23 protein-coding genes and 1 pseudogene are annotated in these 26742 nt (G+C 43.2%); 7 read left to right on the top strand and 17 right to left on the bottom strand.

What is annotated here, in order from left to right; genetic code table 11:
- Positions 1-674 (top strand): protein kinase domain-containing protein (locus tag AB4407_RS17610; RefSeq protein ID WP_372121464.1); only part of this gene is annotated, 674 nt, incomplete at its 5' end.
- A 64-nt stretch (positions 675-738) separates the two neighbouring features.
- Here the strand turns inward: AB4407_RS17610 and AB4407_RS17605 are convergent.
- The 3 genes from AB4407_RS17605 to AB4407_RS17595 are packed head-to-tail and all read right to left on the bottom strand — an operon-like array spanning position 739 to position 4198.
- The gene (locus AB4407_RS17605) at positions 739-2559 is read right to left on the bottom strand and encodes a DUF3732 domain-containing protein (protein WP_372121463.1); all 1821 of its coding nucleotides are present in this window, start codon (positions 2557-2559) and stop codon (positions 739-741) included.
- Positions 2556-2999 (bottom strand): three component ABC system middle component, encoded by a 444-nt coding sequence (locus AB4407_RS17600; protein ID WP_372121462.1) that lies wholly within the window; start codon positions 2997-2999, stop codon positions 2556-2558. Before AB4407_RS17600 ends, AB4407_RS17605 begins: the two co-directional genes overlap by 4 nt.
- Entirely contained in the window at positions 2996-4198 is a 1203-nt protein-coding gene (locus AB4407_RS17595) for a hypothetical protein (protein WP_372121461.1), read from the bottom strand. Before AB4407_RS17595 ends, AB4407_RS17600 begins: the two co-directional genes overlap by 4 nt.
- 261 nt (positions 4199-4459) lie before the next feature.
- Between AB4407_RS17595 and miaE (AB4407_RS17590) the strand changes: the two genes are divergently transcribed.
- Both miaE (AB4407_RS17590) and miaE (AB4407_RS17585) read left to right on the top strand, forming a co-directional pair.
- Positions 4460-5227, top strand: a complete 768-nt coding sequence (miaE, locus tag AB4407_RS17590; RefSeq protein WP_372121460.1) for a tRNA isopentenyl-2-thiomethyl-A-37 hydroxylase MiaE — start codon at positions 4460-4462, stop codon at positions 5225-5227.
- A 198-nt stretch (positions 5228-5425) separates the two neighbouring features.
- Positions 5426-6064: pseudogene (miaE, locus tag AB4407_RS17585) on the top strand (tRNA isopentenyl-2-thiomethyl-A-37 hydroxylase MiaE); the annotation flags it as partial.
- Positions 6065-6170: 106 nt separating this feature from the next.
- Here the strand turns inward: miaE (AB4407_RS17585) and pyrF are convergent.
- The 11 genes from pyrF to AB4407_RS17530 form a co-directional block, all read right to left on the bottom strand.
- Positions 6171-6866 carry an orotidine-5'-phosphate decarboxylase gene (pyrF, locus tag AB4407_RS17580; RefSeq protein WP_372121459.1) on the bottom strand — a complete coding sequence of 232 codons (696 nt, stop codon included), beginning with the start codon at positions 6864-6866 and terminating at the stop codon, positions 6171-6173.
- Between the two features lie 122 nt (positions 6867-6988).
- On the bottom strand, positions 6989-8164 hold the full coding sequence (lapB, locus tag AB4407_RS17575; protein WP_122046370.1) for a lipopolysaccharide assembly protein LapB: 1176 nt from the start codon (positions 8162-8164) through the stop codon (positions 6989-6991).
- 12 nt (positions 8165-8176) lie between these two features.
- The gene (locus AB4407_RS17570; protein ID WP_012604397.1) at positions 8177-8449 is read right to left on the bottom strand and encodes a LapA family protein; all 273 of its coding nucleotides are present in this window, start codon (positions 8447-8449) and stop codon (positions 8177-8179) included.
- A 129-nt stretch (positions 8450-8578) separates the two neighbouring features.
- Positions 8579-8863 (bottom strand): integration host factor subunit beta, encoded by a 285-nt coding sequence (gene ihfB / locus AB4407_RS17565; RefSeq protein ID WP_010439923.1) that lies wholly within the window; start codon positions 8861-8863, stop codon positions 8579-8581.
- Between the two features lie 121 nt (positions 8864-8984).
- Positions 8985-10655, bottom strand: a complete 1671-nt coding sequence (gene rpsA / locus AB4407_RS17560; protein WP_012604398.1) for a 30S ribosomal protein S1 — start codon at positions 10653-10655, stop codon at positions 8985-8987.
- Between the two features lie 106 nt (positions 10656-10761).
- Positions 10762-11442, bottom strand: coding sequence for a (d)CMP kinase (gene cmk / locus AB4407_RS17555; RefSeq protein WP_009847140.1), 681 nt, complete (start codon positions 11440-11442; stop codon positions 10762-10764).
- A 278-nt stretch (positions 11443-11720) separates the two neighbouring features.
- Positions 11721-12467, bottom strand: coding sequence for a 3-deoxy-manno-octulosonate cytidylyltransferase (gene kdsB / locus AB4407_RS17550; RefSeq protein WP_372121458.1), 747 nt, complete (start codon positions 12465-12467; stop codon positions 11721-11723).
- Positions 12467-12646, bottom strand: coding sequence for a Trm112 family protein (locus AB4407_RS17545; protein ID WP_372121457.1), 180 nt, complete (start codon positions 12644-12646; stop codon positions 12467-12469). Before AB4407_RS17545 ends, kdsB begins: the two co-directional genes overlap by 1 nt.
- Complete coding sequence (gene lpxK / locus AB4407_RS17540) at positions 12627-13634, bottom strand: tetraacyldisaccharide 4'-kinase (RefSeq protein WP_372121456.1); 1008 nt, start codon at positions 13632-13634, stop codon at positions 12627-12629. The genes AB4407_RS17545 and lpxK overlap by 20 nt, the downstream gene beginning before the upstream one ends.
- A 14-nt stretch (positions 13635-13648) precedes the next feature.
- Positions 13649-15397 carry a lipid A ABC transporter ATP-binding protein/permease MsbA gene (gene msbA, locus AB4407_RS17535; RefSeq protein ID WP_372121455.1) on the bottom strand — a complete coding sequence of 583 codons (1749 nt, stop codon included), beginning with the start codon at positions 15395-15397 and terminating at the stop codon, positions 13649-13651.
- A gap of 31 nt (positions 15398-15428) precedes the next feature.
- Positions 15429-17561 (bottom strand): DNA internalization-related competence protein ComEC/Rec2, encoded by a 2133-nt coding sequence (locus tag AB4407_RS17530; protein ID WP_372121466.1) that lies wholly within the window; start codon positions 17559-17561, stop codon positions 15429-15431.
- A gap of 215 nt (positions 17562-17776) precedes the next feature.
- Here AB4407_RS17530 and AB4407_RS17525 point away from each other — a divergent pair, with 215 nt between their 5' ends.
- Positions 17777-18289: a DUF2062 domain-containing protein gene (locus tag AB4407_RS17525; protein ID WP_372121454.1), complete on the top strand. Its 513-nt coding sequence runs from the start codon at positions 17777-17779 to the stop codon at positions 18287-18289.
- Positions 18290-18500: 211 nt separating this feature from the next.
- On the opposite strand, the gene lolE is transcribed toward AB4407_RS17525, so the two are convergent.
- The 3 genes from lolE to lolC are packed head-to-tail and all read right to left on the bottom strand — an operon-like array spanning position 18501 to position 21639.
- Positions 18501-19745 carry a lipoprotein-releasing ABC transporter permease subunit LolE gene (gene lolE / locus AB4407_RS17520; protein WP_065679610.1) on the bottom strand — a complete coding sequence of 415 codons (1245 nt, stop codon included), beginning with the start codon at positions 19743-19745 and terminating at the stop codon, positions 18501-18503.
- Positions 19746-20438 carry a lipoprotein-releasing ABC transporter ATP-binding protein LolD gene (gene lolD / locus AB4407_RS17515; protein ID WP_009847148.1) on the bottom strand — a complete coding sequence of 231 codons (693 nt, stop codon included), beginning with the start codon at positions 20436-20438 and terminating at the stop codon, positions 19746-19748.
- Positions 20431-21639 (bottom strand): lipoprotein-releasing ABC transporter permease subunit LolC, encoded by a 1209-nt coding sequence (gene lolC, locus AB4407_RS17510; RefSeq protein ID WP_372121453.1) that lies wholly within the window; start codon positions 21637-21639, stop codon positions 20431-20433. Before lolC ends, lolD begins: the two co-directional genes overlap by 8 nt.
- A gap of 227 nt (positions 21640-21866) precedes the next feature.
- Between lolC and AB4407_RS17505 the strand changes: the two genes are divergently transcribed.
- The 3 genes from AB4407_RS17505 (at position 21867) to AB4407_RS17495 (ending at position 26735) form a co-directional block, all read left to right on the top strand.
- On the top strand, positions 21867-22436 hold the full coding sequence (locus AB4407_RS17505) for a hypothetical protein (protein WP_009847150.1): 570 nt from the start codon (positions 21867-21869) through the stop codon (positions 22434-22436).
- A 6-nt stretch (positions 22437-22442) separates the two neighbouring features.
- Positions 22443-25904 (top strand): transcription-repair coupling factor, encoded by a 3462-nt coding sequence (mfd, locus tag AB4407_RS17500; RefSeq protein WP_372121452.1) that lies wholly within the window; start codon positions 22443-22445, stop codon positions 25902-25904.
- A gap of 63 nt (positions 25905-25967) precedes the next feature.
- Positions 25968-26735: a peptidoglycan binding protein CsiV gene (locus tag AB4407_RS17495; protein ID WP_372121451.1), complete on the top strand. Its 768-nt coding sequence runs from the start codon at positions 25968-25970 to the stop codon at positions 26733-26735.
- Positions 26736-26742 lie beyond the last annotated feature (7 nt).

The following is a 26742-nucleotide window of genomic DNA, read 5'->3' as shown; positions in this document are numbered from 1 at the left end:
AAAGCCGCGATGAACCAAAAGTTTTGCTACTTCACCGTATAGCTTCTGCCCTAAGTTATTTTAGCCGTTCAAATTATGATCATAGAGATCTGCATCCAGAGAACATACTCCTGCGTCAAGGCTACGATATGGATACCAACCCCGAACAGCCAGATCCTAGAGTTGTGATATTGGACTTGGGGAATTGCCAAGTTCAGTCTACGACTCGTTGGTATATACGAGATGACTGTGATGAAGACGCTGTAATCCAAGACAACAATAGACGATTACTAACTTCCTTTGTATCTATGCCACCCGACTTTCTTGTAGAAGGTAAGAATATCCAAAACTATGATACATGGGCATTTGGTATTTTCGCATATAACGTTTTATTTGATGAACTACCATTTGAGATAAAAGATATTAGTGACCTTACTAAGCTACTCATAAATGCATACTATCGTTCCAAATTTGCCAAAAACATACATACTCTTCCAGTATCATTACGAAAGATCTTGGAACGGATATTATCACTGGAAGGGAAAAATAGACCGCCTTTATGGGCGATAGTAAAATTACTATACTGGGTTAGAATCGAAGAACCTAAAAATGAACATCCATCAGGTTTCATTGAACAACTATTAAACAATGATGGAAATGATCCAAGACACAACCCGATAGATGAGTGCTACTAATTGAGAACAATGAAAAAACGGCAAGCAGATAATACTGCCTACCGTTTGTAATAAACTCAGTTACCTAGTTAATCAACCCATAGCCATCAACCAATTCACGATCAACTAGTTTAAAGTTTGAAAGCTCTAGATTGAGCCAATGAGTTTCAGGGATGTGTTCCATTAAAATAACTTGAATACCTCCCTTATCTTTCATTGCTTCGACATACATATCAATTTCTTTCAATGCTAGATCTAGACTGGCGATGTCATCAGAGTTCTCCAACGTATAAGGAGTACTTACCTGATCAAAAATTAAGAAATGTGCAAGCCAAGGAACAGAGTTCTCTCTCGCTACTTTATGCAGAGCCATAAAGTAAGATAAATGCAAGTACAAGTAATTGGATGCACTGCCAATATCAATCATCTTCTCGACCGCTTCCCCTTCATTCAGAACCAGATTAATAGCACGTTCTTTCTCTAAAAACACAGCTTGGCTGTTCTCATATCCTTTTAGTTTCAGTCGGCTTAAATGCAGGTTGATATACATATTAAGCTTACCCATAACAAATTCACGTTTAGACTCGATATCTTGAACATAACCACTAAGATCTTCAATTTTCTTGTCAATTTTGGAAAGCTTCTCTTTGTAATCAATTGGAATCGAGCGTTCAGAGAAAAGCTCTACTTTCACAGATAGCTTCCCCTGATATCTATATATCTCTTTAGGGGAAGATAGTACCTTGTTAGTAGCCTTAAGCTTACTTATCTTTACCTTTAGTTCGTCCAGTTCTTTCTTCAATACTTTAGCTTTAGCATTTACATCAACATATAGCGGTGACTTCTTCCTTGTTTCCCAACTGTGTTTCACTCCTGATAGCTGTTCTTCTAACGCAAGCAAAAGATCGCTTGTGTGAGTTCCCGGGAGTGTCTCACTATACCTATCAAGAATGTAATCAATCGGAAGGATAGAATCGCCACTTTCCTTTAAAAGAGATTGGTACTTGCTAAAATCTTCATTGAATCGCTTAAACTGCTGTAGTTTCCGATTTAGCTCTAACTGTTTAGATTCAAGATCTTTGAGTTTGATACCCGCCTCGCTAAATTGTTCTATATTCGATTCGGCTATCGACTTTAAACTGCTCAAAGTTTCTTTCATATCTTCGTTAGGTTTTTCGAGAAGCCCAAGAGAAATTGCTTCTTCTTCTAATTGCTCTACATCTTCCTGAAAATGAAGCTGCTTTTTCTGCATCACTTCCGAGCGTTGCTCTAAGCTTGAGCGATTCCGTTTGAGCTTCTCAAGACGTTCAGTGATAATTGCACCTTCACTATCCACAACGCCTAACGCCATACGAAATGTTCGCTCTATACGTTCGATAGTTTTTAGATCTCCAGGCCTATTATATAAATAGTCAGGTGCAACTAGTGCATTTTGATCTTGATAGCAATAGCTCAAAAAATTACGGAAAGATACTTTAGAACCAGCCTTTACGGTCCTACCACCATAGGGAACTTTCAGCTCACCATCCAAGCCAAAAGACTTATCTAGCACTTTCTTTAGCGTATCAACTTTCATATTGTTATAAGGAAGTTCTGGTATTTGGCCTTGATCTGAAAAATAAGCTTCCTTTGTCTCACCTGCATGGTAGGCAGGTCTCGCAATAGTTATATCACCATCACTTGTTTGTAATTTCAGTCCATACCACGAGGACTTATCATCAATATTATGCTTGGATATACCGTCCGCCTTCGAGGAAAGCAAACAGTAGTCAATAATATGGAGAATTGAAGACTTACCCTTGCCTGACTCACCAGTAATTACGTTAACTGAATTAGTTGATAACTCAAGGTTACGGAGATTACCATTTTTCTGCCAGATTAATATATTTTTTATTTGAATAGTCATATTTTCAATCTTAATAAAGAGTATAATTCTTCAGGTTCTGAATGTAGAAACGTTGACAAATTTTCCGATGCCAAAGCAATATCATCAAGCTTCTTACCTAAATAGTTATCCGAACTAATCGTGTCGTTTGTGGATGTCAGGACGCCATCTTCAATAGAGAACAAACCAAGCTCTATCCCCATCGAAATAGCATTTGTAGTAATTATTAGATAGTCAGTAAACTTTTCATTAAACCCAATAAAGTAATCACTTTTCGAAGTTACTAATTCTTGAGCAGATAGAACCGATGTTCCTTTTCGTTTTAGATAGTTTCTTATTTTTTTATCAAAAGCCAAAGGTATTACTAAATAGGCATTGGCTACATTTAACGAGCCAAGATAAGATAGCACTGACTGTATAGCTAACAACCCAATAGCTTCATTATTTAACACCCTATTCATTTAGTGCCACCGTAGACTTTTTTCCAATCCTTTCGCCAACCAATCCAACGCAGATCAGATAACTCCATACCTTTTCCAATAACCATCGGCTGCGCTAAGATGGAGTTAGACACAACCAAATTTGTATCTTCCAAGTTATATAAACAGTTTCTAGCAAGAGTCATGTGATCTTGCTCATTACTAATATCTTTCCCGTTATAATTCCGTTTATGTAGAGTTCGCCAAGATGAATATAACTCTTCATTTATCGCCTCATCTTCTGTCGTGCTAAATTCACCATCAGAAATCATTTTCTGAATGAACATAGATGTAGCTGCATATTCCATTGCATATACAATAACATCATCACTATCTATATTTATCTCTTCCAACTGCTTAGAAAACACACCATCTTTAGGATTGATATTATTTACATTTTTAAAACCATGGTAACTCGAAAAATCAACTTTTCTGTCTTGGGATAGTTTAACAATTCGGTCAAACTGAAATTCCTTTCTAAACATATCAAAGTCAATGTTCAGTTTATTGCCACCTTTAATTAATTCATATTTCTTTTTTCTATAGACACCAATCAAATGACAGACGACATCTAATGACTTATTATTGTCAATTGAGAAGTATTCTATTTTCCTTCTTAACCTTTCAAATATATCTGCTTCAGAAAAGATAAAAGTTATCTTATTAAAGAGATTTTCTTTTTCTTCTGATGTTAAGCTATGAATATAATCTACATACTTCTTTATCGGATTCACTGCTGCTTCTTTATCTTTACTAGCCTCTTTTTTATCTATATCTTCCTTAATCAACGAAATAGTGCCTTCGATATCCGATAAATTTATGGTTGTTTCATTTATTTTTTTAACAAAACCTTCTCTTACAGTTATTTTTTTATTAGTAAAGAAGATAAGTTGAACATCACCTTCAGGAAGGTGTTTCAGCGCATTACTCCAGTTATAAAGAGTTTTCCATAAGTCTACATCTCTATTTGTCACAGAGTCAGTATCATCCACCGAGTGCTTAACTTGGATTAATGCTTTTTCTCCACAAATTCTCTCTTGATGTACATCATCGAGAACTTCAAGCCCAACAAACTCACCTTGTTTCATATCAATAAGATATTCTAAACATACAAGATCTTGGTAATCAAAACCCAGCTGATTTTTATCAGCCGCTACCTGTTCAAAAAAATCACCTGCCATCAAAGCCTCAATAGAATCAATTCATAGGATGAGGTACGTCTATCGTACTTTCTATACAAAAAAATCATTCACATCATACTATCAAAGATGCATATTACCTATAAAAGAGCCCATAAAATCTGAGACTTATCATAAAATGTATGACACTAATAAAAAGGCGAGAAGCAGAAGTTAAAAATGTTTCTCTCTAAGGTAATTCAAACACTGAGATAAAGGTTAACATGGTATAGTTCGCACATGTGATTTTGGAACCTACAAAAGATGTACGACAAACAATTATTAGAACCAATCAATAACTTCCTAAAATGCTCAACCCCTGACTCTTGGATTGAAGAAGCTCGTAAGCCAGAAAACTTATCCGTGATTTTGCGGGATCATTTACTATGCGAATTAAAAGCTTCACAGAGTGCGGTTTTCCTGCTTAAACGCTATGTCTTAACCGAAGAAGGTAAAGAGCAGATCACTCAATTGGTTGAGCCATATGAGCACTTTGCTTACAAAGGCATTGGCAGCCTTGAAACACTCAAAGGCAAAAGCAACATTTCTAAATCAATCAAACCCAAAGATGACTGTGCCTACGGGCAGGATATGATTGATAAGATGGTTCTACTGATTAGAGAAGAGCTACACCACTTCTACCAAGTGTTAGAAATCATCGAAGAACAAGGTTTAGAGTACCGCCCAATTACAGCAAGCCGTTACGCTAAGGGAATGATTAAACATGTTCGCACTTTTGAACCAGCAGCTCTTATCGACAAGCTGATTATTGGTGCATTCATTGAAGCTCGCTCTTGTGAACGATTTGCCAAGCTTGCGCCGTTCCTTGATGAGCCAATTCAGAAATTCTACATCTCATTGCTACGCTCAGAAGCAAGACATTATCAAGACTATTTGGAACTCGCAGAGCAGATTTCAGGTGAAGATATTTCAGAACGTATAGAACACTTCGCTAATGTTGAAGCTGAATTAATTACCTCTGACGACTCAGAATTTCGCTTCCACTCTGGTACACCCAAACTGACTGCGTAGCATAAAAAAACAACAAAACAGGTAGCAATATGCACGGTGACTCTTCTAAAGGCCGAGTCGTGCATATTGCTTTTTTGCCAAAACTTGACTTTTCCAAAAATTAAATATCACCATGTTTTAATTGAAGAATTCAGGTGATAGCAGTGCATTTTGGTCAGGTTTCTATCGATTTTTTAGTAATTTCAATATTCCCAAGATTTGCGTGAACTTAAAGCAGCTCAAAGTGCTTTGTTCCTTATCCGTAAATATGCGGTAGATAAAGAAAGCGCGAAGCAACTGAATGAGTGGATTTTGCCCTACGAGCAATTTGCTTACCGTCGTATTGGAGACTTGGAGTCTCTACGTGGTAAAAGCAATGTATCAAAGCAAATTACAGCGAAAGAAGGCTGTAAGTACGGTGCTGACTTGATTGATAAAATGGTATTGCTGATCAAAGAAGAACTGCATCACTTCTACCAAGTGATGGAATTGATGGTAAAAAAAGGCGTGACTTATCAACCGATCGAGGCGGGCCGCTACGCTAAGGGTTTAATCAAGCAAGTTAAAACTTACGAGCCTGATGCTCTGGTTGATAAGCTTATTATCGGTGCATTTATTGAAGCTCGCTCTTGTGAACGCTTTGCTAAGCTGGCGCCTTTCTTAGAAGAAGACATGGAAAAGTTTTACGTATCTCTACTTCGTTCAGAAGCTCGTCACTATCAAGACTATCTTGAACTAGCGGAACAAATCGCAGGCAAAGATATCTCTGAGCGTATTGCTCATTTTGCGCAAGTTGAAGCAGAACTTATCACTTCAGAAGACAGCGACTTTAAGTTTCATAGTGGCGCTCCGGTTTAAGTTAAGCCAAACTAGCTCTGCTTCTCGCAAACAAACAAGAAGGCCAGCAATTTGCTGGCCTTCTTCATTCGTGTCGCTGTATCGCTATCTAAAAATAGACTTAAACTTAAGCTAGCGTGCCGTTGATTTCAGCAAGTACTGCTGCTGGGTCTGCTGCTTGAGTAATAGGACGACCAATAACAAGGTAGTCTGAGCCGGATTGAATCGCTTGAACTGGCGTCATGATACGCTTCTGGTCACCAACATCAGCGCCTACAGGACGAATACCTGGAGTCACTAGTTTGAACTCCTGACCAAGTGCACCTTTAAGCAAAGAAGCTTCTTGTGCAGAACATACAACACCGTCTAGGCCTGAGTTTTTAGTCAAAGACGCTAAGCGCATCACTTGTTGCTGTGGCTCTAGATCCAGACCGATACCCGCTAAGTCAGATTGCTCCATACTGGTTAGTACCGTCACACCGATTAGCAATGGACGATCTTTACCATATGGTTCCAAAATTTCACGAGAAGCCGTCATCATACGCTCGCCACCGCTCGCGTGTACGTTCACCATCCACACGCCCATTTCAGCGGCAGCACGTACCGCTTTTGAACATGTGTTCGGGATATCGTGGAACTTAAGGTCCAAAAACACAGAGAAACCACGTTTATGTAATTCACGAACAAATTCAGGGCCAAACAGAGTAAACATCTCTTTGCCAACTTTTAGGCGGCAAGATGCAGGGTCAATACGATCGACAAAGGCTAACGCATCCGCTTGGTTATCATAATCCAATGCTACAATAATTTTTTGGTCGTTCATTTCATCTCCTAACGCAGTTAACTTTCTACAAAATATTTATACCAATCAGGCCATAAATAACAGTCATAAAAATGCAGCCCGAAAGCTGCAATTAATAATTTGGTCTTAAAATGACCACAAATCTATTCACCATCAAGCCCACGAATAGGCTTGATCGTTCCCCACCCCTTACATGAAGGGCAGTGCCAATACATTGAGTGAGTTGAGAAACCACACTGACGGCATCGGTAATGAGGCTTAACTTTGAGTTGTTCACCAACCATAGATTGAAGCGTTGTTAAGCTGTCTTTGGCTCTACCTTCTTCCGCTTCCTCTAGGTGATAATCAATTAATCGATAAAAACCTTTCATGGTTGGGTTTTTAACAAGTTGCTTTGTCAGTAGCTCTTGAGCAGAGCCAACATCTTCATGGTCGGCAACGAGTTGAGCCAGCATCAACTCAGCGGAAACACCGGCTTTCTTCTGAATACACGCTTTAAGGAACTCGACCAACTGCGCTTCTTGTCCAAGTTTGTGGTAACACTCAGCAAGCGTTGGCAGGACTTCACTAATGAAGTCGATATCTTGCTCGAGAACTGACTCTAAATAAGTAATTGTCTTGTGATAATCTTCATTGGCTAAATGGAATTTTCCTAAAGCAATACTGGCTCGAACGCATTTAGGGTCTTCTGAAAGGGCCTTCTTGAAGTGCTGAAGCGCTTTGGGGCGGTTGCCGTCGGCTTGTTCTTGCATCGCAAGCTCACACCAGAAGTGTGCAACCATCGCACGCGTCTTCATTTTCTTCTTGCTCAGCTTAACTAAGATATTCCCGTAATGAATCGCTTTATTCCACTCACGCGTTTGCTGATAAATGGCAACCAACTGCTGTAAAGCGCCTTCTTTATGGTCAGGCTCTTCTACAAGCTGTTCGAAAATTTTCTCTGCGCGATCAAGAAAGCCTGAGACCGTATAGTCTTTAGCTAATTGTTGCAATGCGAGGTTTTTTTGATCTAGGGTAAGCCCAGACCGAGAGATAAGATTTTGGTGAATACGAATAGCGCGGTCGACTTCGCCTCTTGAGCGGAACAAGTTGCCCAAAGCCAAGTGAGTATCGATGGTTTCATTGTCTACTTGAAGTAACTCAATGAAGTGATCAACCGCTTTGTCAGATTGGTCTGACAGTAATAGGTTCAAACCCGTCACGTATTGGCGGGAGATCTGGTGTGATTGCTTTTGTTTTTCTTGCTGAGCATTACGATTACCCATATACCAACCATAAGCGGCTGCGATGGGCAAAAGTAAGAACAGTAACTCTAACATCAAATATGGCCTTTAAGCTTTAGTTTCAGCAGCGACCTGCTTTGATTGCTTATTGAGTTGCTTCTTCAAGCGATGAATTTTTAGTTGAGATCGCATGTGCATATTTCCAAAGACTAACCAAGCAAGAGCAAAACCTGAAACGAATACAACACCTAGCAAGCTTGACAGGTGGAAGTCACCTTGCGCTAGCAAATAATTGAAATTCACAATGGTTTGGTTTTGAGAGCCTAAAGCCAGTGCCATTAGGAAAAGTGCGATAACAGCGACTATTTTTATAATTTTCATAGTTCATCACTCATTGATTAGTTAGCTGTACGATTATGCAGGAAAATTACTAATCAGACCACCATATTATGGTCATAAAAAAGCGGCATACATTATAGTATGCCGCTTTTCTTAATTCCGATAAGTAGCCTACAACCCTGAGTTTACTCGTTCGCGTAGCTCTTTACCTGGTTTGAAGTGAGGAACGTATTTACCTTCCAACTCAACCTTGTCACCAGTTTTAGGATTACGTCCAACACGAGGTTCACGGTAATGCAGAGAAAAGCTGCCAAAGCCGCGAATTTCGATTCGATCACCACTTTCTAGTGTTGAAGCCATGTGCTCTAAAATGTCTTTTACAGCGTCTTCAATTTCTTTTGCAGAAAGATGCGTTTGCTCAGCGCACAGTCTTTCAATCAATTCAGACTTAGTCATAGTTACCCTCGTTGGTTTTCTTTTTAGAAATTATAGACCTATAGGAAAAATAAGCAAAAAAAAAGGAGCCTTACGGCTCCTTTCTTGGCTAGATAGCTATAATTCTCTTAACGAGAAGCTATTATTCGCCTTTAGCAGCTTTGAATGCGTCTGCCATTGCGTTACCGAACGCGCCTTCATCAGACTTGTTCAGTGAAGCCATTGCTTCTTGCTCATCAGCTTCATCTTTAGCTTTGATAGATAGGTTGATTACGCGGTTCTTACGGTCTACACCAGTGAACTTCGCTTCAACGCTGTCGCCAACGCTTAGGATTAGAGATGCATCTTCGATACGGTCACGAGAAACTTCAGAAGCACGTAGGTAGCCTTCAACGCCTTCGATTAGCTCGATAGTAGCGCCTTTAGCGTCAACTGCAGTTACAGTACCGTTTACAAGAACACCTTTCTTGTTGTCAGCAACGTATGCGTTGAACGGGTCGTTTTCCATTTGCTTAACGCCAAGAGAAATACGCTCACGCTCTGCATCTACTGCTAGAACAACAGCAGAGATTTCGTCGCCTTTCTTGTATTCACGTACAGCTTCTTCGCCGGCAGCGTTCCAAGAAATGTCAGATAGGTGTACAAGACCGTCGATACCGCCTTCTAGACCGATGAAGATACCAAAGTCAGTGATAGACTTGATCTTACCAGTAACTTTGTCGCCCTTAGCTTGCATTTCTGCAAATGACTGCCATGGGTTAGCTTTACACTGTTTCAGACCTAGAGAGATACGACGACGTTCTTCGTCGATATCAAGAACCATAACCTCAACTTCGTCGCCAACATTAACAACTTTAGAAGGGTGGATGTTCTTGTTAGTCCAATCCATTTCAGAAACGTGTACTAGACCTTCAACGCCTTCTTCGATTTCAACGAAGCAGCCGTAGTCAGTTAGGTTTGTAACACGACCAGAAAGCTTGTGACCTTCTGGGTAACGCTTAGCGATTGCTACCCATGGATCTTCGCCTAGTTGCTTAAGACCTAGTGAAACACGAGTGCGCTCACGATCGAACTTAAGAACTTTAACTAGGATTTCGTCACCAACGTTAACGATCTCTGATGGGTGCTTAACGCGCTTCCAAGCCATATCTGTGATATGTAGAAGACCGTCAACACCGCCAAGATCAACGAATGCACCGTAGTCAGTAAGGTTCTTAACGATACCTTTAACTTCAGTACCTTCTTGTAGAGTTTCAAGAAGTTCGTCACGCTCAACACTGTTTTCAGATTCGATAACAGCACGACGAGAAACAACAACGTTGTTACGCTTCTGGTCTAGCTTGATTACTTTGAACTCTAGCTCTTTGTTTTCTAGGTGAGCAGTGTCACGGATAGGACGTACGTCTACTAGAGAACCTGGAAGGAAAGCACGGATACCGTTAAGTTCAACAGTGAAACCGCCTTTAACTTTACCGTTGATGATACCAACAACAGTTTCAGCTTCTTCGCAAGCTTTCTCAAGTACGATCCAAGCTTCGTGACGCTTAGCTTTCTCACGAGAAAGTTGAGTTTCACCGAAACCATCTTCAACAGCGTCTAGAGCTACGTCTACTTCAGCACCAACTTCAACTTCAAGTTCGCCAGCAGCGTTCTTGAATTGTTCAGCAGGGATAGCAGATTCAGACTTAAGACCAGCGTCTACAAGAACGTAACCGTTCTCGATAGCTACTACAGTACCTTTAACGATGCTGCCTTGTTGGAATTCAGTTTCAGATAGAAACTCTTCAAAGAGTTGAGCAAAAGATTCAGTCATTATTTAATCTTCAATAATTAAACGTCCATGGGTATCCTACCGCATGGGGTTGATAAATTCGCCGGTCATCATCCTTGCGACCAACGTTCGTACTAGCTCGGCGAAATTACCCAGCCAGTTTCGATTCAATATAGTGTAGTGCTTTTTCGACTACCTGCTCAATATTCATTGAGGTGGAATCAAGCACTAGAGCATCCTCTGCAGGGCGAAGTGGCGCCACTGGGCGATTACGATCTCGATCGTCTCGCTCTTGGATCTCGCTCAAAAGGTCGTCAAATTTAACATCTAACCCCTTCTGTTGCAACTGTTTAAGGCGACGACTCGCGCGCTCTTCAGCACTTGCATCTAAAAATATTTTCGCTTCAGCTTCAACAAATACAACGGTTCCCATGTCACGACCGTCTGCAACTAAACCAGGAGCTGCGCTAAAAGCACGTTGACGACGAAGCAGTGCTTCACGAACGCGAGGTAAAGCAGCGACTTTTGAAGCCGCCATGCCCGTCTCTTCTTTACGAAGTTCACCAGACACATCTTCGCCTTCTAAGATAACCTTCACTAGCTCACCTTCAGCGATAAACTGAACATCTAAGTGAGTTGCAAGCGGTACTAAAGCATCTTCTGATTCAGTATCCACGCCATGGTGAATTGCCGCTAAAGCCAATACGCGATAGATCGCGCCTGAGTCTAGAAGATGAAAGCCTAGCTTATCTGCTAGTAACATACACAGGGTACCTTTACCTGCACCACTTGGTCCATCAACCGTAATCACTGGGCTTTGAGAAGGCATCTTTTACTCCACGTTTTGTCGTAAGTTTTATTCTGTACTAGCGATTCGCCGCTACTTTATAGGCGGCATATTATAGAGAAAATTTGCAAGTCGAGCGAGGTAAATCTCAGATAATTCTGAGGTGATGATGCAGAAACCCATGCAACCAACTCAATATCCGTTAACTTAGATAAATAAGGCTGTCACTCGCTTCTCTTTAGGCATAAAAAAGCCTCGCGATAAGCAAGGCTCATGATTTTGCATTTTTGTAGAGCAAAGAAGTAGTCGCTAAAAGGCGCTTAGCCAATAATAGCTCGAACCGCTTCTAGGTCTTCTGGCGTATCAACACCAGCCGCAGGTGCTTCTGCCGCAACGTCTACATGGATTTTTTCACCGTACCAAAGTACACGTAGCTGCTCTAGGCACTCAATACGCTCAAGGGTACTTGGTTCCCAATTGATGTAAGTATTGATAAAACCCGCACGGTAAGCGTAAATGCCAATGTGACGAAGCAGTGGAGATTCAGCAGTTGTACCATTGTTCGCGTAAGCATCGCGATCCCAAGGAATAGTAGCTCGGCTAAAGTACAGGGCATACCCATCTTTGTCGGTCACAACTTTTACGGCGTTAGGATTAAACACTTCGTCAGCATGAGTAATTTCCACACCGAGTGTTGCCATCGGAGCTGTACTGTTCGCAAGGTTGTTCGCTACCTGATTAATGATCGCAGGTGGGATAAGTGGCTCATCACCTTGAACATTCACGATAATATGATCATCTGGAATCTTCATAACTTCAATCACTTCAGCGAGGCGCTCAGTGCCTGATTCATGATTAGGTGATGTCATACAAACGGTCGCGCCAAATGCTTTGGCCGCTTTTTCAACTCGAGCGTCGTCGGTAGCGATAATAACGTTATCGGCACCCGCCTTCATTGACTGTTCGTATACCCATTGAATCATCGGCTTTCCACCAATGTCAGCCAGTGGCTTCCCTGGTAAACGGCTCGATTGGTATCTTGCAGGTATAACAACCGTATAAGACATTACTTACCCTCATCCATTGAAACGGTACGAGCTTCAGGTTCCAAAAGAACAGGAATACCCTCTTTGATTCGGTAAGCAAGGCGATCAATTTTACAAACAAGCTCTTGCTTATCTTTGTCAAAAGTTAGTTTACCTTTACATACAGGGCAAGCAACGATCTCAAGCAGACGGTGATCCATAGTATTCCATAACCTCTTTTATTCTTTTTAAAATTTGCTGTTGCGAATCTTCATTGAACTGCGCAGAAACTGGAAGATACCACCAGTTGTCTTGCGCATAGTCTTCGCATTTAACAGCGTCTTTTTCTGTCATAATCATGTTCATACCTTTTTTTGCTAAGGCATGAAGTTCATCTTTATCAAAATCTTGATGGTCGGCGAAGCCCTGCGTGTAGACCACATCACCATCAAGATCTTCCAATGTTTTAAAAAAGCGTGGCGGGTGGCCGATACCAGCAAAAGCCACCAGCTTCTGTAATTCTGCCACAGACCTTTTCTGACCCGTTTTCAGGTTAACCGCTTGGCTTGGAAGTAAAGACATCGAGAACTCTCGCCCGTGCGCTTCACCGCCATTGTTAACCAAAAAGTCTACGTCATCTAAACGAGATACAGGCTCTCTTAATGGCCCCAAAGGAATTAGGCACTCACTGCCAAAGCGTCTCGCACCATCGATAACAGCAAACTCAATATCACGCTCTAGCGCATAATGCTGAAGGCCGTCATCTGTAATAATGACATTCACCCCTTCGTTCAGCAAAGCCTTCACCGCGTTGGCACGCACAGGGTCAACCGCTACAGGCGCACCAGTTCGCTTACGGATCAAACGAGGCTCATCACCAGAATGTTCTGCTGGCGTGCTTTCATCCAACACTAACGGATAGTTTGGTGCTTTCGCCCCATAACCTCGAGAAACAACACCTGGCTTAAAACCGTGAGCCTGAAGCATCTCTACCAACCAAATCACAACCGGTGTTTTGCCATTGCCGCCAGCGGTAATATTACCAACAACAATCACGGGTAAAGGCGGACGATAGGTCTCTTTCTTCCCCGATAGATAAGCGTTACGACGTTGACCGCTGATCATTTTGAACAACAGACTCAATGGCCACAATAGCGGCCAGAGAAAGTATTTTAATGGGTGATTGTTAAACCAAATTTTTTCGATCACAACAAGACCTAATCTTATCCGCTGAACTGAATTCGGTGTAGTTGTGCATAAGCGCCATCAAGGGCAATGAGCTCGGCATGTGCACCTCTTTCTACAATATGCCCATCATCAACCACTAGAATCTCATCAGCTTGCTCGATAGTAGAAAGTCGGTGTGCGATAACAAGTACTGTTTTGTCTTTCTGCAGCTCTTCTAACGCAGATTGAATCGCTCTTTCTGACTCGGTATCCAATGCAGATGTCGCCTCATCAAGGATCAGAACAGGTGCATCTCTCAATAGAGCACGTGCAATCGCGATACGCTGTCTTTGACCGCCAGAAAGACTCGCGCCATTTTCGCCAACAACCGTATCGATGCCATTTTCCATGCCTTCGATAAACTCGCTTGCATGCGCAAGTTTAGCCGCGTGTTCGATCTGTTCACGTGAATACTGTTCTTCAGCTGCGTAAGCGATGTTGTTCGCAACCGTATCGTTAAATAGGTGCACATTCTGGGAAACAAGAGCGAAGTGCTCACGTAGATTTCTTAATTCATAATCACGAATGTCGTGACCATCAAGTTCGATAGAGCCAGAGTCTACGTCATAAAAACGAGTAAACAGGTTTGCAATGGTACTCTTACCCGAACCTGAACGGCCGACAAGTGCGACTGTCTTACCTTTCGGTATATTAAAACTGACCTTATCAAGCGCTGCTTTCTCTGCACCTTGGTAAGTAAATGTCACATCTTTTACGGCAACTTCACCCGCTACGGTTTCAGGCTTCAAGGTACCCTTGTTTTGCTCCGTATCTAAATCCATCAAACCAAATAGAGTTGTACTCGCCGCCATACCACGTTGGAATTCAGACGTTACGTTAGTCAGAGCTTTTAGTGGGCGTAGTAAACCAAACATCGCCGAGAACACAACGGTAAACGTACCTGGAGTAAGCTCTGCTTTAATTGAATCAACACTAGCAAGGAATAGAACAACTACGATTGCAAGTGATGCAATCATCTGAATGATTGGGTTAGCGGCCGCTTGCGCAGTGATTAGCTTCATACTTTGTTGACGCATTTGGTTACTAACTTCATCAAAGCGGTGTCTTTCTAGATCTTGTCCACCGTACGTTAGAACCACTTTGTGCCCTTTCAGCATTTGTTCTGCCGAAGAAGCGACGTGACCCATACTGGTTTGCATGTTCTTAGAGATCTTTCTGAATCGCTTCGATACGATACTGATTGCCCATGCAACAAGAGGGGCGACAGCGAACAACACCAAAGACAACTGCCAGCTATTCCAGAACATCAGCGTCAACAGGCCAATAATACTTGCGCCTTCACGGACAATACTGACTAATGCTTTACTGGTTGCCGCAGAGACTTGCTCTGAATCGTAAGTAATTCGAGATAGCAGCGCACCAGTCTGTTCTTTATCAAAAAAAGAAACTGGCATATGCATAAAATGGCTGAAGATTTTACGTCGAATTTCCATGACCACATTGCCTGAAACCCAGCTCAAACAATAGGTTGAAACAAAGCCACTGATGCCACGAACGAACATCATGACAAAGATAATGAGAGGGAGCGTACGTAAAAAGTCAGATTCTGCATTACCAAAGCCTTCATCGAGTAACGGCTTTAGTAAAGAAATCATATAGGTATCAGTGACAGCATTTATAATAAGCGCAATAACCGCAACACCAAGGCCGGCCTTATATAGTCGAATATAAGTCCAAAGTCTTTTAAATGTGACCCAGGTAGTTTCATCTGTTTGTGTTGACATAGAATCGCTTAATTTTCTCACAATAATCTTCCTATTCTACTCCCTTACGAAGCATCTGCCTATACCACTGTCTGCCTTGTTGTTCTCTAATCTCATGATATTGCCAACCTTCTTGACCAATACTGATGGTTATTTGGCCGCTTTCTCCAGTATCAAGCCAAGCACTCCCTGCGTCGTGATAACGTTCAATAACGGATTCACTCGGCATCCCCCATTGATTGCCTTTGGCCAAAGAAGCGATCGCTAACTGAGGTGAAACTGCCTCAATAAAACGAGCGAGCGAAGACGTATTGCTGCCATGATGCGGAACAAGCATAACTTCACTTCGAAGCCGTTCGCCTTCGCGTGCAAGTAACCACTCACTGACCAATTCAATATCACCAGTAAGTAACATCGAGAACTCTAGAGCGGGGTCAAAAAGCCTGACCACGCACGAATGTGGGTTATACGCCCTCTTCACTTGTTTGGGAGGCCACAAGACCTCAAAAGCAACCCCTTGCCAAGTCCATACTTCTCCTAAAATACATGCTTGAATATTTGACGACTCTTGAATCGTAGATTGTCCTTGTTGACTGATATTCTGACTGGCTCTTACCCACTTAGGGTTGTAATTTTCAAGTAACGCCGGATAGCCACCAGCGTGGTCAGAATCGAAATGACTCACTATCACACCCTCCAACTCATGAATTCCCCTCTGATTCAAAGTAGGAATAAGTAAGGATTCGACAATGGAACCTCCCAGCCATGCGTTACCAAGATCGTAAACAACAATCTGATTGTTCTTTTCTAAGAGCAAAGACAACCCGTGACCAACATCCAAGATATCGATAGTTAGTTTGTCTTGTTGAGGCTTGCCGAACTCCCACCACAGTACAAACACGGTAATAATCAATATAGATAGTGCTCGTTTGAAATATCGACTGACAAAACCGAAAAACAAGATGAGGAATACAGACAACTCAATCGTGTGATTATCCACTTGAAACCAAAATCGTTCAGAGAAAGGAAGGCTACATACGAGAGGCTCAAGCGATAAGTCGACCAACATCCATAATTGTTCAGACAAACCATTGTTGAATGTAGTTAAGCCAACGCCACCTGATACTGGCGCCAATATTAAGCTAAAGAACATTGCCAGGAACAATAGTGGAATAACCACCATCGACACCCAAGGTAAAAGGAGCAAGTTGTAGAAAACAGAGACTAAGCTGACCCCATTAAAGAACAGCATCGAAAAGGGAGCAATCAGGAATGTCAGCATTAACTGAATCTTGAAGAGCTGCAGTACTCGGTCGATAAATGTTGAGTTTGAATCGGATGACTGACTATTTAACGCAATGTAAAGAACAGCACCTAACGCACTAAAAGACAACCAGAAGCTACTCGACAATGCTGAAAATGGCCAAATTAGCAGAACCACGCACAGACTTAAGGCGACATACCGAAACAAACTGATATTTTGCCCACGCCACAAGAAATAGCTGGCAATAATACACATCACCAAAGCTCTCAAGGTGGGCAGCGTGAACCCAGCAAACCAACTGTAGAAATAGGCTAAGCCGACTCCGAATGTTGTGGGCAACCAAAGAAGTGAAGATGATAGTAACCTGAATACCTTTCCTACTTGATAGCCGATACCAAAGGCAATCCCAATATGCAGCCCCGAAATAGCCATCAAGTGAATCAAACCACTGCTTTTAAGTAAGTGCCAACGCTGGGAGTGAATAAGGTCTCGATAACCAAAACTCAAAGCCATAATGAGGTCTTGATTTGCCAGTTGACTTAACCTTTCAAGACTGTTTTCAAACCAATAGGACCGTAAGTTGCTATTGGCATGAATGCGATACTTGGTATCAGATCTGTAAATTGCATTGGCAACCACACCTGCACTAAACAGATACTTTTCTAAATCAAAGCCTGCTTCATTGAGCTTGCCCCATACAGGCTTTATATACACAGATAAATTGACATCATCTCCGAGTGTTAACTTAAAGGGAGTAAACAAACGTAATTTTATCAATTGAGGAAAGATTAATTTTTCGCCACCAATTGATCTGGCTACTATTACGCTTTCAAAACCGTGGCTATTTTCACTAAAAAGGCTAACAACTGACGCATTTATGGTAGTATTCTGCCCTGATTGGAATAATCGACTTGTCTGCATTTCAATTACATTCCCTAGGCAGATAACTAGTATCAAGGCTGTTGCTAGACCTCTTGCACTCCGGAAAACGCTATACTTTGTTGATGCTAACAGTAACAACAGCATCAATGGTGCCCAAACCCAATGAGGCATCACAGGCCAGAAGCTGGCAGACACAACTGTCGCAGCAAATGAAATCAAGAACCAAGTGTTAAACAAGAGAGTAGCTTCCTCCTATGCCAAGAAAGTTTATCAAACGATTTATGCCTGACCATGAGCTAATCAAGCGTCAGAAAGCATTGAAAGTTTTTGGCAATGTTTTGTACAACCCCAACTTATGGTGCCTTAATCGTCGCTCTGCGGCTGGCGCATTCGCTGTTGGGTTATTCATGGCGTTTGTCCCTCTACCAAGCCAAATGATTATGTCTGCAGGCCTTGCTGTCGCATGTGGCGTTAACCTACCTTTGGCTGTCGCACTTGTTTGGATCAGTAACCCGGTCACTATGCCCGTTCTCTTCTACTTTGCTTATAAAGTTGGGGCGTTTGTTATGCATGTACCACCTCAAGCCTTCCATTTCGAATTGTCTTGGGACTTCATCTTGGCGCAAATGAATACGATCGGGCCTCCTTTCTTACTGGGTTGCCTGATTTGTGGCGTGGTTTCAGCAATGACTGGCTACTTTGGTATTCGCGGGTTATGGCGTTACTCAGTAGTAAGAAGTTGGAAGAAGCGTCAAGCAAGGTACTGACCACTTTTCCTTGTCGTTCAATCTATCTTTGTATGCGCTTCACTTAAACCGCACACAAGTTAAAGTCAGATGGACCACAGAACTCTGCAATATTGGGATGTAACCACAGTCGTAAAGAATGCAGATTGAATTCAAAAAAAAGGATCCCATCAGGGATCCTTTTTGTGTATGCCATTTGTCTATCATGCTACATGAAGTATTACTCAGCGCATTACTTCGAGCTAAGCACCGAGGCAGGGTTTAACTTGGCTGCTCGTGATGCTGGGTACCATGTCGCCAATAGGCTCAATACAATCGCTGTACCGGAAACCACAACAACATCCGTCATATCGAGTTGTGATGGCAAGAAGTCGACAAAATAGATGTCACCGGACAAGAACTGGTGATCAACTAGCCTTTCAAGCCCTTTGATAAGTGTCGTGAGATTAAGCGCCACTAACACGCCTATTACACTGCCCACCAAACTACCTAACACACCGGAGAATACGCCCTGCCAAACGAAAATGCGTTTCACAAGGCCGTCCGATGCGCCCATGGTTCTTAAAATCGCGATCTCTGATGCTCTGTCTTTTACTGCCATCATTAATGTCGAGACAATATTGAAACAAGCAACACCAATAACCAGTACCATCACCAGATACATAATGGTGCGAACCAACTGAATATCTCGATACAAGAAGCCAAACTTCTGTTGCCAGCTTCGTAGATACACATACACATCAAGCTGGTTACCCACCTCACGCACAATAGAGTTCGCGTTCAGAACATCGGTCACTTTTAAAGAAACCCCTGTCACTGCCTCGCCTAGGTTTGCGTAAACTTGCGCATCGCCGATCGGGATCAAAGCTAAGCTGTGGTCAATTTGGCCATTAAGCGTCAGCAAGCCAACCACTTTCACTCGAACACGTTTAGGTGCTTGAACCTTAACCGACCCATTCACCGTCGGGATCATCAGAGTCAGGTAATCACCGACTTTCGCGCCAAGTACATTGGCCACACCAGAGCCCAAAATGATTTGTTGTTGCCCTGCCTTAAAATCGCTCCAAGCTTGCTTATCGATAAAACTCGATAGGCTCGATACTTGTTGCTCAAGTTGTGGGTCAACGCCGCGAACTTCAATTGCTTTCAACTCTTTGCCTTTTTCGGCAAGCGCGGTAATTTTCACATAAGGCGCAGCAGCAACGACTTTATCGTGCTTTACCGACTCCTCAATCACATGCTCCCAGCGAGTTACTGGTTTATTCACGCCCTCAAACTCACCGTGAGGAATGACAGAAAGTACTCGTGATTGAAGCTCTCGCTCAAAACCATTCATTGCAGATAAGCCGATAATGATTACCGCGACACCAACAGCAATACCAATTGTCGAAGACAAGGAGATGAACGACACCATTTTGTCTCGTTGTTTCGCCCGGCTAAATCGGCCGCCTATCAATAGAGATAAAGAAGAAAACACTTAGCTCTCCTCTTTTTCTACGTTGACCAGTAAACCATCTTGCATGTGAAGTTGGCGATCCATCTTACCGGCAAGTTCACCATCGTGAGTCACAACCAAAAAGGCAGTATCGTACTCACGGTTCAGTTCGCGCATTAAGTCGTAAATAGAAAGTGCTGTGTTGTGGTCTAGGTTACCAGTCGGCTCATCCGCCAACACTAGCGCAGGCTTGTTCACCAATGCACGAGCAATTGCCACTCGTTGCCTCTCACCACCTGAAAGTTCTGAAGGTCGGTGGTCAACACGATGACTTAGCCCCACTTTATCAAGTAGCAACTGTGCTTCTTGTTTAGCTTTCGCTGGCTTCTCTCCACCTATCAACAACGGCATTGCTACGTTTTCTAACGCTGAGAAATCAGAAAGAAGATGATGGAATTGATAAACAAAGCCAAGATGCTGGTTGCGAAGCTTAGCCTGCTTATTCGAACTCAAAGACGCTAAGTCTTGTCCGAGAAAGCTGACACTACCATCAGAAGCATCATCCAACGCCCCTAAAATATGCAATAGCGTACTTTTACCTGAACCGGATGTACCAATGATTGCGACTAGCTCACCCTTTTCTATTTCGAAGCTGACGCCCTTGAGAACCTCAGTATCTAACGAGCCTTCACGGTACGTTTTACGGATATCATTACATTGAAGAAAATTACTCATAACGAAGGGCCTCAGCAGGTTTCACAGACGATGCACGATAAGAAGGGAAGACAGTGGCAATCAAGCTAAGTGCAATAGCCAGAACCACAACAACGGCGATTTGAATTGGGTTAATTAAAATTGGCAACTGTCCACCAAATGAAAACAGAGCAACACCCATCGCCTCTAAAATAGTATTGAGGTTCGAAGCTAAAATCACGCCCAGGATGCCACCAGATAATGCGCCGATCACACCACTACTTGCACCTTGAACCATAAAGATCCCCATGACTTGACCATCACGCATACCTTGGGTTTTTAAGATGGCGACTTCGGACTGTTTCTCCATCACCACCATAATAAGCGCAGAAATAATGTTAAACGCAGCAACACCAATGATCAGCCCAAGCATCAAACCCATCATGTTTTTTTCCATTCGAACGGCTTGGAATAGCTCGCCACGTTGGTCTCGCCAATCGCTCCACACCCAACCTTCCGGTAGCGGGGTATTCGATAAATTTGCCACTTCAAATGGGTCATCAAAAAACAGTCGCCAGCCTGAAATCGTATCAGACTTATAACGCATCAATCGCCCTGCGTCTTTGATGTCGGTAACCATCAATTGAGCATCGATATCCGAACCCGTGTTAAAAATGCCAGCTACGGTAAAATTTCGCTGGCTTGGAATACGTCCTAACGGCGTGTATTGGCTGGCACTGGTCACCATTAAGCGAACTTTGTCGCCCATAGACACTTTCAAGTTTCTTGCCAAGGTATGACCAAGGAAAAGCTGATACTGACCAGATTTGAGTGAAGACAGTCTGCCAGCAATTAAATGATTCTGAAGAGGGTCATCTGAATTTGGCTCAATACCGATTAACAAGCCCGCAGATAACTGAGCAGGACTTTGGATCACCGCTTCACTGCGAACAATAGGTTCTACGTGGCCATTGAGCGACATTTGCTCCGCAAAGCTAGGTGCTTGAGCAGAAAGTGACGTTGTGCCTCCTTGCTCGTAAACGACGGCTTGAGGAAGGACACCAAGAATTCGGTCTTTTAACTGCGCTTCGAATCCATTCATTACCGACAAAACAGTAACCAGAGACAGCACACCAATGGTAATTCCGGCTGTCGACATATAAGAAACAAAACGGCTAAAGCGATCACCTGAACGGCCTTTCAAATAACGCAGGCCAACAAACAATGAAATAGGATGAAACATACTTTGAACCATCTAAAGGAGATGCGGGTTAATGTAACGGGTATTGCCGTTACTGTGTAGGGGTTAATTGAAAATATAGAGTGAATTAACTCAATTAGTTAGGCTTGAAAAACAGAACCTTGTCAAATAGCTAACTTTCAAACAACTATTTGAGACTTTCAATTAACTGACCTTGATTACTGCGGCCACATAGCGATAATCAATAGATCACTTCAAGGAACTAACGCATGACAGAACAAGAGTTTTTTACCGTTCACCACAGCCTTACCGCTAATATTGAGCCAATGGACAGTAACTTCGCTTTACCTTCTCAGATTCAGTTCGAATCAGAGATCCCTGCCCCTTTTGTAGTGGCAAGTGAATTTAGCCAATTGGATCTATTAGCTGACAGTGCTCGCAACGAACTGAAAAACAGCGACTTGAAGAATGTCATCAGTTTATTGGATGCACAGAACTCTAAATTAAACCTCTTGTTGAGCTTTATGTTATCGCAACAAGATGATGAACAATTTCGTACCCATACGTATTCATTTGGCGCGAGTCAGTTCTCGTGTTTTTCCAAAACAGATATCGAAGCGGGTCGCTTAGTTAAAGCCAAGCTCTTTATCGAGCACCCTGCCGCCGCTATCTATTGCTACGCGGAGGTCTTCGCTAGCGAACCTAAAGATTCAGGCTTCGAAATCAAATTCAAATATGCTCATCTTCGTGATACTGACCAAGACTTGTTGATCAAGGCTGCGCTCCATCAACAACAAAAGCTCTTACGTCAACGCTCTCTAGAACGAGATAACAAGTAAATAGACATGACAAAACAATCCATTTTCACACTACCTAAGCTCAAAGGTGCCGGTGACAAAAAGCACATCGGTAACCTAGTTGGTTCATCTCTCGCGCTTACTATCACTAAACTAGCGGAGCAGCATAACAACCATACTTTACTTGCAGTGCCTGATCCTCAGATCGCACTCAAGCTTCAATCTGAAATTGAACAGTTTACGGCACATGAAGTCGCACTATTCCCAGACTGGGAAACACTGCCTTATGACAGTTTTTCTCCGCACCAAGAGATCATTTCAGATCGTATAGCACGCCTTTACGCACTGCCAACGCTAAAAGATGGCATCACGATCGTTCCGATCAGCACGTTATTGCAACGCCAGTCACCGCGCGACTTCTTACTACAACACACGTTAATGGTGAAAACAGGCGATCTCTATTCACTAGAGAAATTACGTCTGCAACTCGAAAAGTCGGGCTATCGCTATGTTGACCAAGTGTTTGGCCCGGGTGAATACGCTAGCCGTGGTTCTATTCTCGACCTGTTCCCAATGGGCAGCAAAGACCCGTATCGTATCGACTTCTTCGATGACGAGATCGACACGATCCGTACTTTCGATCCTGAAAACCAGCGCTCTATCGAAGACATCTCTGAGATTCGACTGCTGCCTGCTCACGAATTCCCAACCTCGGAAACAGCGATTGAAGATTTCCGTATTCGTTGGCGCCAACAGTTTGATGCGCGCCGTGAACCAGAATCGGTTTATATGCAGGTTTCTAAAGGCACGTGGCCTGCTGGTATTGAGTATTGGCAACCGCTGTTCTTCGAGCACACCGAAACCTTGTTTGATTATGTTTCCGATGAAGCGCAAATCCTCGTTCTAGGTGATGTCGAGACCGCAGTAGATTCGTTCCTAACCGACGTTTCTCATCGATACGAACAACGCGGTGTTGATCCATTACGACCGCTGCTCACACCTGAACAACTGTGGTTAAAGAAAGACGAACTGTTCGCACACTTCAAACAAAAGCCACAGGTCAATCTGAGCTTAGATTCAATTGAAGAAAAAGCTGGGCGTACCAACCTTCCAGTTACGTCTCTACCAGATCTCAGCGTTCAACATCAGAATAAAGAACCGTTGTCTAACTTAAGAAAGTTCACTGAAACCTTCGACGGAAAAGTGGTCTTTTCGGTTGAGTCTGAAGGCCGCCGTGAAGCTCTAAGTGAATTGCTTCGAGGCATCAAAGTTCGTCCAAGCGAAGTTGAAAACCTCGACGCGGCAATTAAAGGTAAAGATAAGTTCACCCTGATCCTAGGTTCTGCTGAGCATGGCTTTATCCACGAAGAGCAAAACATCGCCCTTATCTGTGAAAGTGATCTCTTGGGTGATCGCGTTGTACAGCGTCGTAAGAAAGACAAGAAAAGCGTAAACAGCGACACCGTAATCCGTCACTTAGCGGAACTTAAACCGGGCCAACCGGTTGTTCACATTGACCACGGTATTGGTCGCTACATAGGCCTGCAGACCCTAGAAGCGGGTGGTATGAAAACCGAATACGTAACACTTGAGTATCAAAACGATGCCAAGCTCTACGTACCAGTTGCATCTCTGAACTTAATTGGCCGCTACTCTGGTGGTGCTGAAGATTCTGCACCGCTACATAAACTTGGCGGTGAAGCATGGCAGAAAGCTCGTAAACGCGCCGCAGAGAAAGTCCGTGACGTCGCAGCCGAACTGCTCGATGTTTACGCCAAGCGTGAGCTTAAGCCGGGTTACAAATTTGTGCTCGATCGTGGTCAGTACGCAACCTTCAAATCTGGCTTCCCGTTTGAAGAAACCGATGACCAAGCGATGGCAATTAATGCGGTAATGTCTGATATGTGCCAAGCAAAAGCCATGGACCGCTTGGTGTGTGGTGATGTTGGTTTTGGTAAAACAGAAGTCGCAATGCGTGCCGCGTTCGTGTGTACCGATAACAGCAAACAAGTGGCCGTGTTAGTACCGACAACGTTACTTGCTCAGCAACACTTTGAAAACTTCCGCGACCGTTTCGCCAACTTGCCGATTCGTGTTGAGGTTCTGTCTCGATTCAAATCAGCCAAAGAACAGAAATCGATCATGCAAGATGTCGCCGACGGTAAGGTCGACATCTTAGTGGGTACTCACAAGTTACTTTCAAGTGACCTTCAGTTTAAAGACCTTGGCCTGTTGGTTGTCGATGAAGAGCACCGCTTTGGTGTGCGTCAGAAAGAAAAAGTGAAAGCAATGCGTGCGGATGTCGATATCCTAACGCTCACCGCGACGCCAATTCCACGTACATTGAACATGGCAATGAGCGGTATGCGTGACTTGTCAATCATCGCAACACCACCAGCACGACGCTTAGCAATAAAGACCTTTGTCCGTGAGAGTGATGACGCGATCGTCAGAGAAGCGGTACTTCGTGAAATCATGCGTGGTGGTCAAGTTTACTTCTTACACAACCAAGTCGACACGATTGAAAAGACGGCTGAGTCACTACAGAAACTGATTCCAGAAGCGCGTGTCACCGTGGCTCATGGCCAGATGCGAGAGCGCGAACTAGAACGAATCATGAATGATTTCTACCACCAGCGTTTTAACTTGCTAGTGTGTACAACCATCATCGAAACCGGTATCGACGTACCAACAGCCAATACCATCTTAATGGACAGAGCCGATAACCTTGGTTTAGCACAGTTGCACCAATTGCGTGGGCGTGTGGGTCGATCTCACCACCAAGCCTATGCCTATCTGCTAACACCTCCCCCGAAAGCAATGACCAAAGATGCGGTTAAGCGATTAGATGCCATAGCTTCACTTGAAGACTTAGGTGCAGGCTTTACACTAGCAACCCATGACTTAGAGATTCGTGGCGCGGGTGAGCTGTTAGGTGATGAACAGAGTGGTCAAATTCAATCGGTTGGTTTCACCTTGTACATGGAGATGCTTGAACAAGCAGTTGAAGCATTGAAAGAGGGGCGAGAGCCATCGCTTGATGACCTACTGCGTGAACAAACTGAAATTGAGATGCGCCTGCCTGCGCTATTGCCTGATGACTACATCCCAGACATCAATACACGTTTGTCTACTTATAAGCGTATTGCGAGTGTGAGTGACACCGACGAATTGGCAGAGTTGAAAGTCGAGCTGATTGATCGCTTCGGCCTTCTGCCGGATGCTACCAAGAACTTGTTGTCAGTTTCAGAGCTAAAATTAGCCGCGGCGTCTATCAAAGCGAAGAAAATTGAGGCTCATGATAAAGGTGGATTCTTAGAATTCTACCCGGATGCTGACATAAACCCGACCTACCTTGTTAAACTGTTGCAATCTCAACCGCAAAAGTTTTCAATGGAAGGACCAACAAAGTTCAAGTTTACGATACCATTGGTCGACAGACGGAAACGAATTCAATTTGTTAGTGATTTATTGGGCGAATTCAGACAGAACTTGCTTCCTTCGGCATAAGACCCAATCCACTTGCACATATAAATTATCCAGCCGGTAGTTCGGCTGGAAGACGGAGTAAAAATGAAAAGACTGATCCCACTGCTACTATTGTTCGTCTCACTGCCAAGTTTGGCGCAGAGACAATTTGATATAGAAGTGATCATTTTTAAGCGTGCTGTTGATGCAGAAAAAGTGAATGAATCTTGGCCAAACACACAGCCTCAGATTTCACTTGAGCGCGTAGGTTCATTTCAAGATACCCAATACCGAGCGAAGAAAGGCGTGCAGATGCTGCCTTACTCGGAATACAAGTTAACACCTCAGAAAGATAAGCTACGCAAACACGCAGGCTTTGAAGTTCTGATGCATACCGCTTGGCGTCAAGGCGACCAAGGCAAAAGCTCGGCACCGGTTTTCCATATTCAAGCCGGTAAAGACTTCTCTAAACAGTTTAATGCCGACGGTTCTGAGAAAGGTGCAGTAACTGCATCAAATCCGAATGGTTTTCAAGAAGAGACTATCGATAAGCCGCTTTACGAGTTAGACGGCAAGCTGAAAATCTACGTTCAGCACTATCTATATGCTGAAACGACATTGGATTTAAAAGCGCCGAGCGTTCGTGAAGTGACTCTACAAGAGCAACAAATCGAGCTAGATTCACCTGTAAGTGGTGCAGAAAGTAACGTGCAAGTGGGTAATCTAACGGAGATTTCTCCGACGGTTGAAGTCCAAGAGTTTCTTAAGAGCTACCGCATGGACCAAAAACGTCGTATGCGCAGTACAGAAACTCACTACCTTGACCACCCACTTCTTGGAATGGTTATTCAAGTTCGACGCGTGGCGCAGTAAGTTACTT

Source organism: Vibrio sp. 10N.261.46.E11, from assembly GCF_041472735.1.
GTDB lineage: Bacteria > Pseudomonadota > Gammaproteobacteria > Enterobacterales > Vibrionaceae > Vibrio.
Note: the sequence above shows the minus strand (reverse complement) of the source record. Positions and strands in the feature narration are given on the sequence as shown.